13 protein-coding genes and 1 pseudogene are annotated in these 17,368 nt (G+C 70.5%); 5 read left to right on the plus strand and 9 right to left on the minus strand.

The annotated features are described in order from the left end of the window. Positions 1 to 7 precede the first annotated feature (7 nt). From RMN56_RS28650 to RMN56_RS28660, 3 genes are all read right to left on the minus strand, one after another. Positions 8 to 1,579 (minus strand): ABC transporter substrate-binding protein, encoded by a 1,572-nt coding sequence (locus tag RMN56_RS28650; protein WP_313720902.1) that lies wholly within the window; start codon positions 1,577 to 1,579, stop codon positions 8 to 10. A 445-nt stretch (positions 1,580 to 2,024) separates the two neighbouring features. Continuing rightward, positions 2,025 to 2,804 carry an endonuclease/exonuclease/phosphatase family protein gene (locus tag RMN56_RS28655; RefSeq protein ID WP_313720904.1) on the minus strand — a complete coding sequence of 260 codons (780 nt, stop codon included), beginning with the start codon at positions 2,802 to 2,804 and terminating at the stop codon, positions 2,025 to 2,027. A 106-nt stretch (positions 2,805 to 2,910) separates the two neighbouring features. Further along, positions 2,911 to 4,749 carry a glycoside hydrolase family 3 protein gene (locus RMN56_RS28660; protein ID WP_313720906.1) on the minus strand — a complete coding sequence of 613 codons (1,839 nt, stop codon included), beginning with the start codon at positions 4,747 to 4,749 and terminating at the stop codon, positions 2,911 to 2,913. A gap of 444 nt (positions 4,750 to 5,193) precedes the next feature. Here RMN56_RS28660 and RMN56_RS28665 point away from each other — a divergent pair, with 444 nt between their 5' ends. Next, positions 5,194 to 5,679 (plus strand): hypothetical protein, encoded by a 486-nt coding sequence (locus tag RMN56_RS28665; RefSeq protein ID WP_313720908.1) that lies wholly within the window; start codon positions 5,194 to 5,196, stop codon positions 5,677 to 5,679. A 63-nt stretch (positions 5,680 to 5,742) separates the two neighbouring features. On the opposite strand, the gene RMN56_RS28670 is transcribed toward RMN56_RS28665, so the two are convergent. From RMN56_RS28670 to RMN56_RS28680, 3 genes are all read right to left on the minus strand, one after another. Then, positions 5,743 to 6,573, minus strand: coding sequence for a hypothetical protein (locus RMN56_RS28670; protein ID WP_313720909.1), 831 nt, complete (start codon positions 6,571 to 6,573; stop codon positions 5,743 to 5,745). A 620-nt stretch (positions 6,574 to 7,193) separates the two neighbouring features. Beyond that, positions 7,194 to 7,607, minus strand: a complete 414-nt coding sequence (locus RMN56_RS28675; RefSeq protein WP_313720911.1) for a DUF2267 domain-containing protein — start codon at positions 7,605 to 7,607, stop codon at positions 7,194 to 7,196. A 265-nt stretch (positions 7,608 to 7,872) separates the two neighbouring features. After that, positions 7,873 to 8,040 carry an SDR family NAD(P)-dependent oxidoreductase gene (locus tag RMN56_RS28680; protein WP_313720913.1) on the minus strand — a complete coding sequence of 56 codons (168 nt, stop codon included), beginning with the start codon at positions 8,038 to 8,040 and terminating at the stop codon, positions 7,873 to 7,875. A gap of 241 nt (positions 8,041 to 8,281) precedes the next feature. On the opposite strand from RMN56_RS28680, the gene RMN56_RS28685 reads away from it, so the two are divergent. Then, positions 8,282 to 12,013, plus strand: coding sequence for a S8 family serine peptidase (locus tag RMN56_RS28685; protein WP_313720914.1), 3,732 nt, complete (start codon positions 8,282 to 8,284; stop codon positions 12,011 to 12,013). Positions 12,014 to 12,157: 144 nt separating this feature from the next. On the opposite strand, the gene RMN56_RS28690 is transcribed toward RMN56_RS28685, so the two are convergent. Together RMN56_RS28690 and RMN56_RS28695 are read right to left on the minus strand one after the other, a co-directional pair. Continuing rightward, positions 12,158 to 12,286 (minus strand): hypothetical protein, encoded by a 129-nt coding sequence (locus RMN56_RS28690; RefSeq protein WP_313720915.1) that lies wholly within the window; start codon positions 12,284 to 12,286, stop codon positions 12,158 to 12,160. Between the two features lie 424 nt (positions 12,287 to 12,710). After that, entirely contained in the window at positions 12,711 to 13,445 is a 735-nt protein-coding gene (locus RMN56_RS28695; protein ID WP_313720916.1) for a hypothetical protein, read from the minus strand. Between the two features lie 141 nt (positions 13,446 to 13,586). Between RMN56_RS28695 and RMN56_RS28700 the strand changes: the two genes are divergently transcribed. Together RMN56_RS28700 and RMN56_RS28705 are read left to right on the plus strand one after the other, a co-directional pair. Then, positions 13,587 to 14,741, plus strand: a complete 1,155-nt coding sequence (locus RMN56_RS28700) for a sensor histidine kinase (protein WP_313720917.1) — start codon at positions 13,587 to 13,589, stop codon at positions 14,739 to 14,741. After that, the gene (locus tag RMN56_RS28705; protein WP_313720919.1) at positions 14,738 to 15,394 is read left to right on the plus strand and encodes a response regulator transcription factor; all 657 of its coding nucleotides are present in this window, start codon (positions 14,738 to 14,740) and stop codon (positions 15,392 to 15,394) included. The genes RMN56_RS28700 and RMN56_RS28705 overlap by 4 nt, the downstream gene beginning before the upstream one ends. Before the next feature lie 767 nt (positions 15,395 to 16,161). On the opposite strand, the gene RMN56_RS28710 is transcribed toward RMN56_RS28705, so the two are convergent. Further along, positions 16,162 to 17,091, minus strand: a complete 930-nt coding sequence (locus tag RMN56_RS28710; protein ID WP_313720921.1) for an SDR family NAD(P)-dependent oxidoreductase — start codon at positions 17,089 to 17,091, stop codon at positions 16,162 to 16,164. Positions 17,092 to 17,177: 86 nt separating this feature from the next. Here RMN56_RS28710 and RMN56_RS28715 point away from each other — a divergent pair. Beyond that, positions 17,178 to 17,307: pseudogene (locus tag RMN56_RS28715) on the plus strand (transposase); the annotation flags it as partial. Between the last annotated feature and the right edge of the window lie 61 nt (positions 17,308 to 17,368).

The raw sequence follows: 17,368 nt of genomic DNA on the forward strand, positions 1-17,368 counted from the left end.
GGGCGACCTACTTGGTGAATCCGGCGAAGGCCGCGCGGATCACGCCGTCGGGGAAGACCTGCAGGCCCTGGATCTTCTTGGAGACGGCGGTCAGGTTCCGCTGCCGGTAGAGGTAGATGAGCGCGTCGTCCTGCTGGAGGATCGTCACCGCCTGCCCGTAGAGCTTCTTGCGCTCTTCGAGGTCGTTCGACTGCCGGGCCTGGGTCAGCGCGGCGTCGAGCTGCGGGTTGCTGTAGCCGGAGACGTTCTGGCTGCCGCCGGTGCCGACGAAGTTGGTGATGTTGGCATCCGGGTCGATCCGCCCGCTCCAGCCCAGCTGCAGCAGCTCGAAGTTGCCGCGGTCCTGCTCGTCGAGGAGAGAGGAGTACTCCACCGGGTTGATCTTGAGGTCGAATCCGCCGTCCTTGACCATGGCCTGCAGCGCCTGCGCGAGGCGCAGCGAGTCGGGCGTGTTCGAGATGAGCATCGCCACCGGGTAGGGCGTCTGCACACCGGCTTCGGACAGCAACTGCTTGGCCTTGGCGGGGTCGTGCTGGGGGCACGCCTGCGCTTCCTCGGACGAGAACGGGCTCGCGGGCGAGATCGGCGAGCAGGCGGGGGCGTTGAGTCCGTTGAAGACGGCCTGGACCAGTGCCTTCCGGTCGAGGGCGTACTCGAAGGCCTGCCGGACCTTGGCGTTCTGCGCGATCGGGCGGTTGATCGGCTTCGGCGTGGTGCCGACGCCGTCGACATTGCCGATGTTGAAGGTGAGACCCTGGTACCCGAGCGACTGGGACTGCAGGACGCTGAGCGAGGAGTCTCCGCGCAACGCACCGTAGTCCTGCGTGGAGATGCTGTCGGCGACCTGAGCGTCGCCGGAGCGCAGGTTGGCGGCCCGGATGCTCGCGTCGCTGAGGATGTGCCACGAGATGGCGTCGAGGTTGACCTTGGTGGCGTCGTAGAAGTTCGGGTCTCGCACCACGTCGATGGAGTTCTGCGGCACCCGCTTCGCGAACTTGAACGGCCCGACGCAGACCGGCGCGCTGGCGAAGTTGTCGCCCAGCGTCTGCAGCGCCTTCGGGCTCATGATCATGCCGGCCCGGTCCGCCAACGCCCCGACCAGGGGTGCGAACGGCTGCTTCAGGTGGATCACGACGCTGTTGGCATCGGGCGTGTCGACCGTGTCGATCGGACCGAGTTCGCTCTTTCGCGCGGATCGGGCGTTGGTCAGGTGCCGTTGCAGGGTGGCCTTCACCGCGGCGGAATCGAACGGCGTTCCGTCTGCGAAGCGCGCGCCCTGGCGCAGCGGGATGGTCACCGTCTTACCGTCGCCACTGACGGTCGGTAGTGCGGTGGCCAGCTGCGGCACGACCTGCGCCTGCTCGTTCACGTCGTAGAGCTTCTGGCAGATCGCCTGGAAGACGTAGCGCGAGTAGAGGCTGCGCGACAACGTCGGGTCCAGCGCGTCGGGCTCCGCGGAGAGGGCGATGACCAGCTTGCCGCCCTTCTTCACCGCGGCCGGGTCCGCCGGCGTACCGAAGTTGTCCTGTCCTGCCGCCTGGTTGTCGCCGGAAGTGGCGCCGCCCTCGTCCTTGGACACCGGCGAGCACGCTACGACGGTGCAGGCGACGGCGACCGCCGCCACAGCTGCCCGGAATGGATGGAGCCTTCGCAGGCTCGGTTCACTGAGGTTCGTCATTGGGGAGCTCCTCGAGTGGGCGATTCGGGGAGCGTATGTTGTATACGAACTGCTCCGCAAGACCTCCGGTCTGCGGCAGGACGAGCAGCCAGCGGCCGACCACCCGGGCCAGGCGCTGGGCAGCGGGCAGGTTCGCGGCGACCCGGTCGAGGAAGGCATGGACCTCGCCGGGCCGAGGGCCCGGCGTCCGAGCCCGACCGGTTGGAAGCGGCGCTCGCACACCTGCCAGGGCAGCAGACCGGTGTACGCGCCGGAGCGCGGCTGCCAGGGTCTTCACCGGGTTGTCCGCTCCGGTGAACACCCTGGCCCGTCGGAAGGTAACGGAACCTCGCTGAGGATCGCCGACTCAGCGACCGCGTTCGTGCAGCAGTAGGTCGGTGACGACCGGACGGTGGTCCGATGCCGCCGTGGCGACGGTGTATCCCTCAACCACGGTGACGTCGGGAGAGACGGTCACCACGTCGATGCGCTTGACCGGGTTGACGGCGGGGTAGGTATTGCCCCCGGTGGGGTTGGCGTCCCGCAGGTGCTGCCACAGGTCGGCCAACTCGGGAGCAGCCGGTTCCGCATTGAAGTCGCCGACCAGAACCTTCGGCCCGGAGTCAGCGGCCAGCACGTCGAGCGTGTCCGCGACCTGGGCGCGTCGCATCGACGGGTCCGCGCGGTAGTCCAGGTGGGTCGTGTAGAAGTGGACGTGTGTGCCGCGGACGTTGACGGTCACCTCGGGGAAGCCGGGCGCGGGTGCCGGCACCGGGTTCGGCGTCTGGGTGGACAGCCGGGTGATCTCGTGGTTTTCCGCTTCGAGTAACGGATAGCGGCTCAGCACCGCAACGCCGTACTGCTGGCGCTCAGCCCCGTCGGTGGCGGGCTCGAAGTCGTAGATCGGCGCGAAGAACGCCGACATGTTGAGCCGTTCGGCCAGCTCACGAGCCTCGTCGACGAAGTTGCTCCGGGCACCCCAGTGCACGTCGACCTCTTGCAGGCCGATCACGTCGGCATCCAACGAGCGGAGCGCCTCCGCGGTCCGGGTGAGGTCGAAGACGTTGTCCTCGCCGGCACCCGCGTGAATGTTGTAGGTGGCTACCCGTAGCGGCACCGGCGGTGCCGCCGAGCCGGGTGCGGCCATCGCCGCGGAGGTCGCGCCGAACGCGACGGTGACGGCGAGGGCGGCCGTGGCCGCAAGCGTGCCGGACAGGAAAGGCCGAACGGTGTTGCTCACGCGATCCTCCAGATCAGGTCGTGGTCAGGCCAGCGCCGAAGGGGAACAGGGCCGTTCCCGGGTGGGCGGGATCCGGAATGGTCACCGGGAGGCGCCCGCCGGGCTGGATCGCCCCGGTCAGCACGGCGGCGAGGGAGCTCATCGCCACGTCGTTGAAGACGTAGGTGGCGAGGTAAGTCGGGACGCCGGGGAAACTGCTCACGTCGTACGGGTCGCGCACGGCGACGACGACCAGCCGCGTGCCGGTCGCCAGCAGCGCCCGTACCAGTCGTTGTTGCCCGGTGTCGGTGGTGGCCCGGTTGGTGACCACCACCGTGACGGGATGCGCTCGCGCGGCGGCTCGGGCCGCGTCGATCCGCTTCTGCGTCGGCTTCTCGCCGGTGCTCAGCACGTCCACCGCCAGCCCCCGGTCGTTCAGCGCCCGGCCCAGGGCCGCCGTGGTGGTCGGGGTGGCCGGGTCGTCCCACCCGGTGACCAGGACCCGCTCCTGCGGCACCAACGGCAGCGTGTCGGCGTCGTCGCGCAGCAAGGTCGTGGTGCGATCGGTGATTTCCTGCGCTGCGGCGAGGTGATCCGGAGTGCCGACCGTGCCCGCGACGGCCGCGGTGTCAACGTACGGCGAGTGGACGATCCCCCGGTGCCACTTCAGCCGCAGCACCCGGGCTACCGACTCGTCGATGCGGCGTTCGGTGAGCTCGCCGTTGCGTACGGCGGCGAGGACGGCGTCGTAGGCGACCTGCATCACCGGTGGGTTGAGCAGCATGTCGACGCCCGCCTTGAGCGCGAGCACCGGTACCCGGTCGTCGCCGTACTTCTGCCGTACCCCGGCCATGCCGAGCGAGTCGGTGATCACGACACCGTCGTAGCCGAGCTCGTCGCGGAGCAGGCCGGTCAGGATCGGCCGGGACAGCGTCGCGGGGTCGCCGGACGGGTCGAGGGCCGGTACGACGATGTGGGCGGTCATCACCGCGTCGACACCACGGGCGATCGCGGCCTTGAACGGCGGCAGGTCGATCCGCTCCCACTCCTCGCGGGAATGGCTGATGACCGGCAATCCAGAGTGGCTGTCGACGGCCGTGTCGCCGTGGCCGGGGAAATGCTTGAGGGTGGCCGCGACACCGGCCTCCTGGTAGTTGGTCACCTGCGCGGCAACCATCTCGGCGGCCAGCGCGGGATCCTCGCCGAAGGATCGCACCCCGATCACCGGATTGGCCGGGTTGATGTTGACGTCGGACACCGGCGCCAGGTCCTGGTTGATGCCGACCGCTCGCAGTTCCTGCCCGGTGATGCGGGCCGCGGTGCCCGCGTCGGCGACGCTGCGCCCGGCGGCCAGAGCCATGTTGCCGGGGAACTGGGTGGCCGGCGGCCCCAGCCGTACCACCGCGCCCTGCTCCTGGTCGGTGCTCACCAGCACCGGCACCCCGAGATGCTCGTCGCCGGCCGCCCGCTGAATGCCGTTGGACAGCTCCGCAACCTGCTGGGGAGAGCGGGTGTTGCCCGCGTAGGCGAAGTAGATGATGCCGCCCAGGTGGTATCGGGCAACCGCCTGTGCGGCGTTGTCCACCCCGAGGAAGGACCGGTTGATGCTGACCATCGCCGGGTCGGTGGTGTCGGCCGTCTCGCCGTACACCCGGGTGGCGAAGAGCTGGCCGACCTTCTCCTCGAGCGTCATCCGGTGCAGGGTGCTCATCACCCAGCCGGTTTCCGCGCTGGAGGTCGGCGGGACGGCGGGACCGCTGTCGGCGGCCATCGACGGGGCGGCGCCCGCCGTGGCGACGCCGGCCAGCAGCGCGGCCGACAGGGCGGATACTCCGAGTCTCGTTCGGGACCTCGAGGATGGGTGCACGATCATCTCCCCTCCGGGCTGTGACGCGCTCATGGCGGCCAATGTGGTGGGATGGAAGGATCTGCCGACCATTAGCCCACAACTGAAGGTAAGTTTCAACAGCCGTCGAAGGTTCACCGCCGCTTCACGCGGGTCGCGGCCGAGCAGGTCGATGTCGGTCTGGTCACCGAGCGACGCCGGCACGTACGGCACGAACACGGATGCGGTGACGCCGGCGACCACGGCGACCGCATCCGTCGGTAGCGGAACGGGTTGAGGCGGCTCCAGTCGCGTGACCGGCGCGGGCGCCGACACCGCCGGCGCGGCTCGCCGTCAGAGCGGGCGTCGGGCATGGGCGTTCCCCGGGTGGCAAGGCCAGGAAGGGCCAGCCTGACGGTCAGCCGACCGGTGGATCCTCCCCCGGCCGTATGCCGATCTTGGAAGTCGTACCCCTGGGGCAGGATGTGCGCCATGACGACGCACCACCCGAACACCCGGCGCCTGGTCTACGGCCAGGCCACCAATTACGACTGCCTGGCCTTCGTCGACGCCGAGACCGCCGCCGGGGAAGCCGCGGAGATCAGGGCGCTCGCCGCCGCCCGGACCTGGGGCGAGGCCCGGCAGGTGCAGATGACCCACCTGGAGAACCCCGCTGGCCCCGAATGCTACGAAGAGGACGACTACGCCGACGACAAGCCCTTCGACATCACCGAGCTGGGTGCGATCGTGGACGGGAACTGGCCCAGGATGGTTACGACGCGGGCGCTCGACGTGCTGCCGCAGGACCTGCAGGACCGGTACGGCGAACTCGTCCTCACGGTTCACGACGGTGAGTACCTGAAAATTCCGCTCGGCGGCGAGGCGGAACTGGTCGCGGAGCTGCGCAAGCGTGGCTACGAGGTGACCCGCGACGACGAAACCATCAACCTGATCGACGGCGTAGGCGTCGGCTGGTGACCGACTGAGGAACGACGGAGACGCCGACATCGCCTCCGGGCCGGCGTCTCCCGTGGCTCATGCTCACCGGCGGCGCTTGTTCAAGCTCGGAAGGCCGCCGGACACGGTCCGCACGCCGCCGTCGGGGTTGCTTCGGCCCGGCTTCTGTAATGCCTCTGTGACCCGCCGATCGGCGAGGTCGGAGGCACTCAGGTTGACGACGACCAGGTCCGACCGCCGCCAGCTCCGCAGGCGAGCCAGAGCCTCTCGGCTGTCGGCAGTGCCGGTCAACGCACGGATCGCCGGCATCGCCCGGGACGGGTCGGCGAGCAGGAGATGAGCGACATCGGCGGAGCTCAACCGGCGCGTCGAGGCGTTGCCCACCGCAACGAGGGAGGCGTGAATCTCCCCGTTCTCGAGCCACAGCCACACCGGCCGCTTGCCGTCGCCGGCCCGCATCGCCGGGGTTGTCGACGTGACACTTCGCGGGGTGGAGGCATGCTTGGCCGGAAGGCGGGCTTGCAGAGCGGCCTTCGGCTGCGCTCGTCGCCGCGATTGCTGCGGGACGTCCGCAACCGACCGGAACGAGGCGGGACCGTCCGACGGTGCCACGTCGCCGGGCTGCGGCGACGCGGGAGCTGTCCCATGCGCTTCCCGCATGAAACCGCCGGCGACCTCCCACTGCTCCGCGGTTAACCGGACAGGGATGAGCTCGGTGAGGTGCGGCGCCGACGGGTCCTGGACGGTGAGTTGCGCCCGCCGCTTGGCGTGGTCGGCTGCGGTGAGCGAGCCGATGTCGAGGACCGTGGCCAGTGGGACGCGCCGGACGTAGGCCTTCGGCCACGGCAGCAACCGCCTGCACCGGAGGACAAGATGCTCCTTGTCGAACCAGGCGTCCCAACGCCGACCGGCCAACCCGACCACCTCCCGTGCAGCGCAGGTTAGCGGCCTGATGATCAATGCTGCTTCGGCGCAACGGCCAGTCAACGCGACGGATCGTCTGATGTGTCAGTGCGCAGGCGGCGCGAGGACCGGACGACCTGCGGTATCGCCCCTGCCCGACCCGGACCAGCGCCTGGACCTGGTCCCGGTCGACCATCAGTGGCGGGCCGTCGTCAAGAGGCCTGTCACGCGAGCCATTCTCGGCTTCCGGCTCGTCGCAAAGCGACTCCTCGTAGTCGAGGATCTCAGGGCCGTGGTCAGGGTCCCCAGTCGGAGAACCTGCTTGGTTCCTGCCGGGCTGGCGTGGCCTGCTCCGTCACCGGCTTGTCGTCCGTACTCGGTCATTCAACGGTCGCCAGCGAACGCTAACGGAGTCGCATGGTGTGCGGCGTCGCGGCCCGACCGCCGTAGGAGCGTTCGTGGCTGATCGCGTTCCGCAGCGCGGCGAACGCCAGAATTCTGGCGAGTGGGCAGGCGCGTCTTGTCGGGCATATTCCCGGCCAGGCGGCCGGACGTGCCGATGCGCCGGTCGGCCGGCTGCCTCACCAGGCAACCGGTCGGCCGGCACCCTGCTCCTGCCTCGACTGTGCGTGCTACGAGCCGGGGCGCCGCGCGCCACCGGCAGCCACCGGTTCGATCGCCTGCCGGAACTCCTTCGGGAGCTGCGCCAGCGCGTTCTCGAACTCGTCGCGGGTGACAGCCTCACGGAGCGTGGTGAGCACCGGGCCGACCCCGGCATCGGCGAGCGCGCGGTCGACGTCCTGGCGATCCGCCACCCGCTGCACGAAATCGTCGAACCCGAGCGACGCCTTGACCTGGTCCTGTCTAAGCGGTTTGCGCAGGCAGTCGTCAAGCCCGCCGGGAAGCTGATAAGCAAGGTCCTCAGCCTGGCCGGCGCTGATCCGGTCTGCCAACGCCTGCAACGTCGCGCGGGTGACTGTCGCCGCCTGATCGGTGGACACCTTTGCCCGCGTGGCCACTGCATTGATGAAGTCCTGGTATTCCACCTGATTCCTCCCCGTCGAATCGCCGTCGAATCACCAGTTGCGAGCCGCTTCGGTGCGCCTTGCCCACATCCTCCTGCAGCGGTGGGTGACCCTGCCTCATCCCGATCGGGCGACCACCAGGACGCCCCTACGCCGAGCGCCGCCGAGCATCAGCCCATCGCAGAAGGCTCAATCGTGCACATTCTGGTCATCCTCGGCGAGGAGGTCATCTCCCGCGGATCGGTCTTCCGGCAACGCACGCAGCCGGCGGCCGACCATCCAGGCGTCAAGGCGTGGCTTGGATCTTCCCAAGCGTCCGCAGCGCCTTCCGGTAGGCGGGGCTGTGGTAGGCGGAAACGACGGCCATGCCGTCGGTGGCGAGCCGGCGTGCGGTGGCCGCGCCGATACCACGCGCGGCTCCGGTGACGATGGCGACGCGGAGCTCCCCCGACATGCTTACCTCCCGGTAACTTGGGCTCGATCGAAGGAGCCTGACCCCCGCCCATGGCGGAGCGTCAGGGGCTGTTTGCTGTTGTGCATGCGTCTCTATACGAAATGATCATTGCGGCGTAGCGTCTCGTTTCGCCCTCCGACACATGCGCGTTGCCCGGCCCGGAGCCGGGGCTCGCGTTTGGAGAGGTCGCTGCCATCCCCGTCAGCGACCGGTGCAGAAGACGAGACAAGGACGACATCACGTGAAGCTCTCGCGTCACCGTGGAGCATGGCTCGCCGCCGTGGTCTCCGCGGCCCTCGCGGCGACCAGTGGTTCACCCGCCCTGGCCGCCCCGGGCTCTCCGGCTGATCCCGGCCCGACCGCCGCGCCCCCGACCGAGCTGCCCACCCCTCCCGGCGCCCACTCGGTCACCCTGATCACCGGTGACGTGGTCACCACCCGCCAGACCCCGAACGGCGGCACCGTGGAGGTACGGCGACCCGACGGCGCCCCCAGCGCGGTCAGGATGGTGGAGGACGGCGAAGAGCTGTACGTCTACCCGCAGTCCGTACTTCCATACGTGGCCGCGGACGCCCTCGACAAGCGACTGTTCAACGTCACCCGGCTGGTCGCCGACGAGTACGACGACGCGCACTCCGACCACCTGCCGCTGATCGTGTCGTACGCCGGCTCGCCAGCCGGGCTGCGTGCCACCGCGCCCACCGGCGCGACCCGCACCCGCACGTTGAGCAGCATCTCCGGAGCCGCGCTGAACGAGGACCGCGACCAGGCCGACGAGTTTTGGTCCGCGATCACCGCCGCCCCCGCAGCGAAGTCGGCCGCCGCGGCCAGCGGCACGGGACGCTTCGGCGGCGGGATCGCCAAGATCTGGCTGGACGGGCGGGTGCGCGCCGACCTCGCCGACAGCACCGCGCAGATCGGCGCTCCCGAGGTCTGGGCCGGCGGCGACACCGGGACCGGGGTACGGGTCGCCGTGCTGGACACCGGCATCGACGCGACCCACCCGGACCTGGTCGACCGGGTGGCCGAGTCCGCCGTGTTCGTGCCCGGTGAGGAGCTGGCCGATCGGGTGGGGCACGGCACCCACGTCGCCTCGACCATCGCCGGCACCGGCGCGGCGTCCGGTGGCCGGGAGAAGGGTGTCGCCCCCGATGCCCGCCTCGTCGTCGGCAAGGTGCTCAGCGACGCCGGCTCCGGGCAGGACTCCTGGATTCTCGCCGGCATGGAGTGGGCGGCCCGGGACGCCGACGCGAAGATCATCAACATGAGCCTCGGGTCGACCCAGCCGAGCGACGGCACCGATCCGCTCAGCCAGTCGGTCAACTCGCTCAGCGCCGAGACCGGCGCACTCTTCGTCATCTCCGCCGGCAACAACGGCGCGCCGGGGAGCGTCTCCACCCCCGGTGCGGCGGACGCGGCGCTGACCGTCGGCGCGGTCGACGCCGACGACAAGCTCGCCTACTTCTCCAGCCAGGGGCCGCGAATCGGCGACGAGGCCGTCAAGCCGGAACTCACCGCACCGGGCGTGGGCGTGCTCGCCGCCAGGTCGCAGTACACGGCCGGCGAAGGCGCCTACCGGAGCATGGACGGCACCTCGATGGCCGCGCCGCACGTGGCCGGCGCCGCCGCGCTGCTCGCCGCTAAGCACCCGGACTGGACCGGCCAGCAGCTCAAGAACGCGCTGGTCAGCACCACCGAGAGCACGCCGCAGTACGACGCGTACCAGGCCGGCACCGGCCGGGTCGATGTCGCCGCAGCGGTGAAGGCCCCGGTCTTCGCCACCGGCACCGTGCACACCGTCATGGGAGACGACACGGCCAAGGCCGGTGGCAGCACGCGACCGGTGACGTACACCAACACCACCGGGCAGCCGATCACGCTGGACCTGGCGGTCGACGCGCCGAACGCACCGGCCGGGCTGTTCGGCCTCTCCGCGGCACGGGTGACCGTGCCCGCCAACGGCACCGCCACGGTCACCCTCACCACGGACACCACCCGGGCGGCCGTCGGCAGCCGGTACACCGGGCAGATCATCGCCAGCGGGCCGGACCGGACCACACTGACCCGCACGGCGATCTCCGTCGGCACGTACACCCCTTACCACTGGCTGCGGCTGGAGCTGACCGACCGGTCCGGCAAGCCGACCGCTGGCCTTATCGAGCTGGGCCAGCCGGGCGCGTACGGGCCGGACTTCCTCAACACCGACGAGAACGGCGTCGCGCAGCTCTACCTGCCCGAGGGGGTCTACTCGGCGATGAGCTTCCTGAACGTCACGGGGGCGCACGGGCCGAACTCGCTCGGTGTGGCGCTGGTCGGTGACCCGGACATCGACCTGCGAGAGGACACCGTGGTCCGTCTGGACGCCAGCGCGGCGCGCCGGCTCGAGTCGCGGGTGCCGCAGCAGACCGCCGACACGTACACCCGACTGGACTACTACCGGTCGCAGGGTGAGGGCCGGTGGCGCTCGTTCGTCGAGGGCGGCGTCTTCTACGACAGCTTCTGGGCCCAGCCGACCGGCCGCGACGTGAAGCACGGCGACTTCTACATGGGCGCCCGGTGGCGCAAGGAGCAGCCGGTGCTCAGCGCCGGCACCGGGACGGTCGACTTCGACGACCTGGTCCGTCAGCAGGGCACCACCCAACTGCCGAAGGGCCGCTGGACGCTGCCCGCCGTCTACGCGGGCAACGGCGCCGCGAGCGATTACGCCGGGCTGGACGCCCGGGGCAAGGTGGTCGTGGTCCGGCGCAACCAGGAGCTCTTCGACGCCGATCAGGCCGCCGCGGCGACCGCCGCCGGGGCGAAGCTGATGCTCGTGGTGAGCGACCAGCCCTGGCGCGACGTGCGCGACTACTCGATCGACTTCTTCACCCCCACCCCCGTCGAGGTGGCGCTGGTCAGCCACGACGAGGGCGAGGCGCTGATCAAGCAGATCCAGCACGGGGCGACGGCGGTCCAGGTGACCTCGCAGCCCGTCGCCGACTACGTCTACGACCTGGCGCAGGCGTACCACAACCGGATCCCGCGTGAACTCAGCCGGACCGAGACGAAGAAGACACTCGCCCGGATCGACGTGGGCTTCGCCCTCCCGCCCGGCCAGACCCGGGGCGGTGAGTTCCGGTTCGACTGGCCGTCGTACTCCGACTGGGGCATCGGCCAGACCAGCAACCGGCCGCTCGCCCCGGTACGCACCGACTGGGTCTCCACCGGCGAGCTCTACCAGTGGGGCCAGGAGGCATACGTCCAGGGCGGCACCTACCAGATCGACCAGCGGACCGGCTACCCGGCGGGCAGCAGCGGGACGGAGCAGTTCTTCGAGCCGATCGAACGGCCGCACCTCAACGACAACTTCAAGCTGCCCACCCGCGCCGGCGACACGCTCAACCTGGACGTGCCCGGTTGGGGCGGGGCCGACCACGTCGGCATGACGCTGAACGGCGCCACCCAGACCAATCAGCTCTACCAGGGTGACGAACTGCTCGCCGAGGGCACCAGCACCTGGATCAGCGGCACCGCGCCGGGTACGGGTGACCTGCCGTACCAGCTGGTGGTGCGGACCGCCCAGGACCCGACCGCCGGCGCGTACTCGACGCGTACGGAGTCGAAGTGGAAGTTCCGGTCGAAGGCGCCGGCCGCCGGCGTGGAGTCGAGCGTGCTGCCGCTGCTGCAACTCGACTACGCCGTCGACACCGACACCGCCGGTACCGCGAAGCGGAACACCGCCCTTTCCGTCTCCGCCGCGCACCTGCCCGGCGTCACGGGCGGCGGCGACGTCGGGGCGGTCCGGTTGGAGGTCTCGTACGACGACGGCGCGCACTGGCAGAAGCAGTCGTTGACCCGGACGAAGGACGGTTCCTGGACGGCGAAGCTGAAGGCGCCGAAGGGCGCGTCGTACGTGTCGCTGCGGGCCAGTGCCGCGGACGGCTCGGGCAACGCGGTCGACCAGACCGTCATCCGCGCCTTCGGAGTGCGGTGACCGCCTGACGGCACGAACTCGGGGGCCACGGTGTATGCCGTGGCCCCCGCGGCTTTCCGCCGGTCGTCCCGGCCCGCCGCCCGCTGAATCCCGCCGGGCGGGCGACGGTCGGGGGCCGCCCCTTCCGGTCTGGACGGGCCGCGGTCAGTGGCCGCGACGCAGCCGGATCCAGCGGTAGCCGTGACCGGCCAGTTGGTCGGCCGGGTCGAGCATGACCGCCGCGGAGAACAGCCCGATCCTGTGCGGCGTTGTCGCCGGGGCGTCCACGTACACCAGGGGCTGCGCGACCCGTCATCCCCTCCTGGGCCGCCTGCTCGATCTGCCGCTGCTGGGTGCACCAAGTGGACAAGCGTGGCCAGCTCGCACAGCCGGGCAAGTCCGTCAGCGTCCAGGGCCGAATCGTCGGCCAGGGTGTCGAACGCCGCCACAGCCTAGGAGTGCAACTGGGCGAGGGCGTCGAGGTCGAGACCTTCCAGGGTCCAGAGATCTCAAGTTCACCGTCAGATCCTCAGCACGGTAGGGATCTCATCGCCAACCGGCCCGCAGCCAGCATCGGCGGTACAGCCCACGGCGTAGCGCAGCGAGAGGCGATTCCGATCAGAGCAGTGACGGCTTCGCGGTGCCCCGCGGAGGCCGGCAGCCTGCCCGGCAGGGCCCGCCCCGATCCGGTGGCGGGCCCTGTTTCCCCACCCCCGGCTCAGGTGGTGGCGGGAATCGGAGCTGGCGCGGCTGACTCGGCCGGCGTGGTCCTCCCGGCCCGCAGCACTCCCATCGCGAGGATCCCGAAGACCGCCGTCGCCGCGACTGCCGACAAGATCCCGTTCCAGTTGCCCGGCGAGAAGTCGCCGACGAGGCAGAGGAATCCGAGCGGAGCCGCCCACACCGGCACCAGGCGGGCGCGCCAGGCCGCGATGGTGAGCAGGGTCAGCCCGAGGTCGAAGCCGAACAGGCGCAGAAACAGAATGACCATCGCGCCGGTCCCGTTGGAGATGACCCCGTCCGCCGCCGCCATCTCGGCGTGGCGCGGGTCGAGCGCCAGGTCCAGGGTCGAGAGCAGCAGTACGGCGTGCGCCGCGAGGCCCATCGTCCCGAGGAACGTCATCGTCCCGGCCACCCGGACGAAGATCCGCCCGCGACCGCGGACCAGCCGGACAACGGCGGGGACCGCGGCGGCGAGCAGCACCATAGCGGCGAAGTAGCTTAGATCGGCGGCGCGGAACGCAGCGCTGTGCTCGGCGAACAGGGCGAGTTCCGCGGCCGGGTTTTCGGTGTTATCGCGCGGCACGATCAGTTCGGAGACGAGGAAGAGCAGCGGTGCGGCGCACAGGGCGGCAGCGAGCGGCCGGGCCGGGCGGCTCGATGGATCGGTCATGATGATCTCCTGTTGGAGGTGGCTGAGCCGGCGCTGCCGGCGGGTGCCGTCGATCGGCACCGGCACCGACGCTAGGGAAGCGGACCCCAGCACACCCCCGCCCGGAGTCGCGATCGGCTCCCTCCACAGGCGGAACCGGCCCGGCGTGACCGGTACGACAGGCGGAGGCGGGCCCAGGACGAAACCACCTAGGCTGCCGCCATGACACCCACCCCCGCCTGGCGCCGTTGGTTGCTCGATGTCGCCCCGGCGGTCGTGCTCTGCGTGCTCGGCGTGGTCGAGGTCCTGGTTGGCGGGCTGATCGGTGCGGCACGGACGCAGCACTTGGTCGGCACCGTGCTCCTCACCCTGATCCTGGTCCTGCGCCGTCGGTACCCGGTGCTGGTGGCGGTCGCGACGAGCGCGGTGGTCGTCGCCGTTTCGCTCGGCGGCGAGCCACCCGATGAGGTGGCCGGTCTGGTCGCGGTCGTGGTCGCGGCGTTCGCCGCCGGGGCCTACGCGGCGCCGACCGCCGGTGCGCTGGCCGCGACGGCCCAGTCGGTGGCGATGGTGGTGGCGATCGCGCTGGATCCCTCCGACAACCTTGCCAACGTGGTGCCGTCGATCGTGCTCTTCATCGCGGTGCCCGTGGTGGTCGGTGCGGCCTACCGGCGGCGCTGGTTGCACGGGCTCGCCCTGTCGGAGCGGGCCCGGCAGGCGGAGGAGACCCGCGAGGAACAGGCCCGCCTCGCGGTCGCCGCGGAACGCCGGCGGATCGCCCGCGAGCTGCACGACCTGGTCTCGCACACGGTCAGCGTGATCGCCGTGCAAGCCGAGGCCGGCCACCAACTTCTCGACCGGGAACCGGCCAGCGCGCGGGCCGCTTTCGTGGCCATCGCCGACGCGTCCCGCTCGGCGCTCGTCGAGTTGGCCCGGCTGTTGCGGCTGCTCGGTGACGACGAGCCGGGGAGCGTGACCCGCGTCGACCTGGCCCCGCAACCCGACCTCGCGCAGCTCGACGCGCTCGTCGGGCGATTCCGGGCGGCCGGACTGGCGGCCCGGCTCGAGATCGAGGGCGCCAGCCGCCCGATCGACAAGGGGATCGGGCTCTCCGCCCACCAGCTGATCCAGGAGTCGCTGACCAACTCGCTCAAGCACTCCGAGGGCGGCGAGGTGGTGGTGCGTCTGCGGTACCACGCCGACTCGCTCGACCTGGACGTCCGCGACAGCGGCACACCACGCGGCGGTTCCGGCGGCACCGGACGGGGGCTGATCGGCATGTGGGAGCGGGTGGCGCTCTGTGGCGGCAGCCTGGAACTCGACGTGTCGGCCGGCTTCCGGATCCGTGCCCGCCTGCCGCTGGCCCCGGCCGCATGATCCGGGTGCTGATCGCCGACGACGAGACCCTTATCCGGCATGGGCTCGCCGCGATTCTCAGTGGGGTGCCGGACATCGAGGTGGTCGGCGAGGCCGCCGACGGGCTCGCCGTGATCGACCAGACCCGCCGCGTCGAACCGGACGTCGTCCTGATGGATGTCCGGATGCCGCTGCTCGACGGCATCGAGGCGACCCGTCGGGTGGTGCGGCTGCCGCGCCCGCCCCGAGTGCTCGTGCTCACCACCTTCGACCTCGACGAGTACGTCTACGAGGCGATGCGGGCGGGCGCCGCCGGCTTCCTGCTCAAGAGCGTGCCGGGCGAGCAGTTGGCCTTTGGTATCCGTACTGTAGCCACCGGCGACGCCCTGCTCGCCCCGGCGATCACCCGGCGGTTGGTGGAGGAGTTCCTGCGCCGGCCGGCGCCGGGCACCCGTACCCCGCCGAGTCTCGCCGACCTGACCGGGCGGGAGACGGACGTGCTGCGGCTGGTCGGCCGGGGACTGTCCAACGCCGAGGTGGCCGCTGAACTCTTCCTCGCCGAGAGCACCGTGAAGACGCACGTGGCCAACCTCCTGGCCAAGCGCGCCCTGCGCGACCGGGCCCAACTGGTGGTCCTCGCGTACGAGTCCGGCCTGCTGCGCCCGGGTGGCTGACCGCGCCGGAGTGCCCCGATGGCCGGCTGCACGCTGCTGGGCATGACCGTTCTCCTCGGCACGCCGGAGATCCGGGAGTTGGCCGCCCGGTAAGACACATCGAATCCGCCGTCGAGCGCATCCGGCCGACGACAGGCGGTGCCGTGCCGACCCGTACCGCCTGTCTACTCAGTGCACCGGGTTGCTCCTAAGCCGCTCCGCTCACTTGGGAACGGCGGCTCAGCGCCGGCGGTCGCCGGCACCAAGGTGGTCGAGTTCGGGCCCAGCCCTCGCTGGTCAACTACCTTCGGAGGGGTCGAGGTGCTGCTGCAGGGCGGACCGGGTGACGGCCAGGTGCTGGTCGGCGGCGGGGAGACCGTCGTGTGGCGGGCCTGCTTGTACGGGATCACCGATGGTGCCCACGGCCCGGGCGTCAAGGCCAAGCCCTACTGGTGGGCCTCCGGCCCAGCCCTGACCCCGGCACCGCGCGGACGCCTGCCCAGAAGCCGTCCGGGAAGACGGGCAAACAAGTGCCGCCGGGTCAAAACCTCCGCCCTGACCGGCCCCCACTCCTTGATCGATGACACAGAGGTGAGCCAAAGGTCGCGCGGTCAGCGGCAGACAGCGCACATGACCTTGGGGCAGGCGGTCGGTGTCCGGCGCCGGTGGGACGAAAAGAGCGTTCCTGTAGTGGGTGCCGGCGGAGCCTGGTGGTCGTTTGGCAGGAAGGAATTGCATGGCGTCTGGCGACATCAGCGGGCCCGTCCTGCGGGGCGTCATACTGCCGGTCAGCTTGTGGTCGGACGGTGCCTGCGTGCTTGCGCGACGCCCAGCCACTCGCCGAGCCGACGGCGGATGCGGCTGCGGCGGTATCCGCCGTGCACCGCCCCGGTTGGTGGTGGATCGAACAGCGATCCCAACCGGGGTACGGCTGCGGCGGGCTTGGTCAACAACGTCGCGCTCCACCGGGCGACCAACCACTCGGTGGCACGCGGTGCCATTCGGTGGGCGGACAGCGCCAGGTGTGAGACCACACCAGTTGTTACCTGCCTGCGCGGGCGGCGGGCGCACGTGAGGATGGTGGCAGCGAGACGCTCGGGTGCGTACGCGGGCGGGATAGCTCGTAGTTGGCGACCGGAGTGGTTGGCTGCCCGCTCGAAGAACGGCGTGTCGACCGGCCCGGGCATCACGAGGCAGACCCTTATCCGAGGATGCCGGGCGACCTCCTGCTGAAGGTTCAGGGCCAGTCCTCTGATGGCGAACTTGGTCATGGAGTAGAGCGGGACCAGCGGGTTCGGGAACACTGACAGCAACGACCCTAGGAGCACGAGGATGCCGTGGCCCTGCGCCTGAAATGTAGCTAGGGCAGCGCGGGCGCACAGCGCGGTGCCGAATACGTTGGTGTCCACCAGCCGTCGAATCTCGTCTACCGATTCAGAGCCCAGCGGCCCGGCAATGCCGACGGCCACCGCCTCGACCCAGACGTCTATCTGCCCGAACCGCTGCACCGCCAGCTGGGCCAGCCGCTCGACGGCCGCTGGATCTGCGATGTCGGTGGGCACAACCAGCACCTGCCCGCCCCGTGCCCGGCAGTCGTGTTCCACCTCCGCGAGCGCTCCTTGGCTGCGCGAGGCGAGTACCAGCCTGGCCCCTTCGGCAGCGAACGCCAATGCGGTCGCGCGGCCAATTCCACTCGACGCCCCCGTGATCAACACCACGGCGTCACGGAACGTTCTGCGCCTGACCATCACACCTCCCGCAACGAACCATCTACCCACGGGTGTGACAATCACTCCCAGGGCACGTACGGTCGCTGACCGTCCGTGGCCTGACAGGGGTTCGCCTGGTCATCTCCGATGCCCACCCCGGGCCTCGTGGCCGCGATCGGCGCCGCGCTGCCCGGGGCGTCGTGGCAGCGGCGCAGGACCCATTACCTGCCAACCTCCTGGAAGGTGCCGGAGTCCGCGCAGGCACGGATCGTCACCTCGTCCGCAC

Source organism: Micromonospora halotolerans (assembly GCF_032108445.1).
Taxonomy (GTDB): domain Bacteria; phylum Actinomycetota; class Actinomycetes; order Mycobacteriales; family Micromonosporaceae; genus Micromonospora; species Micromonospora halotolerans.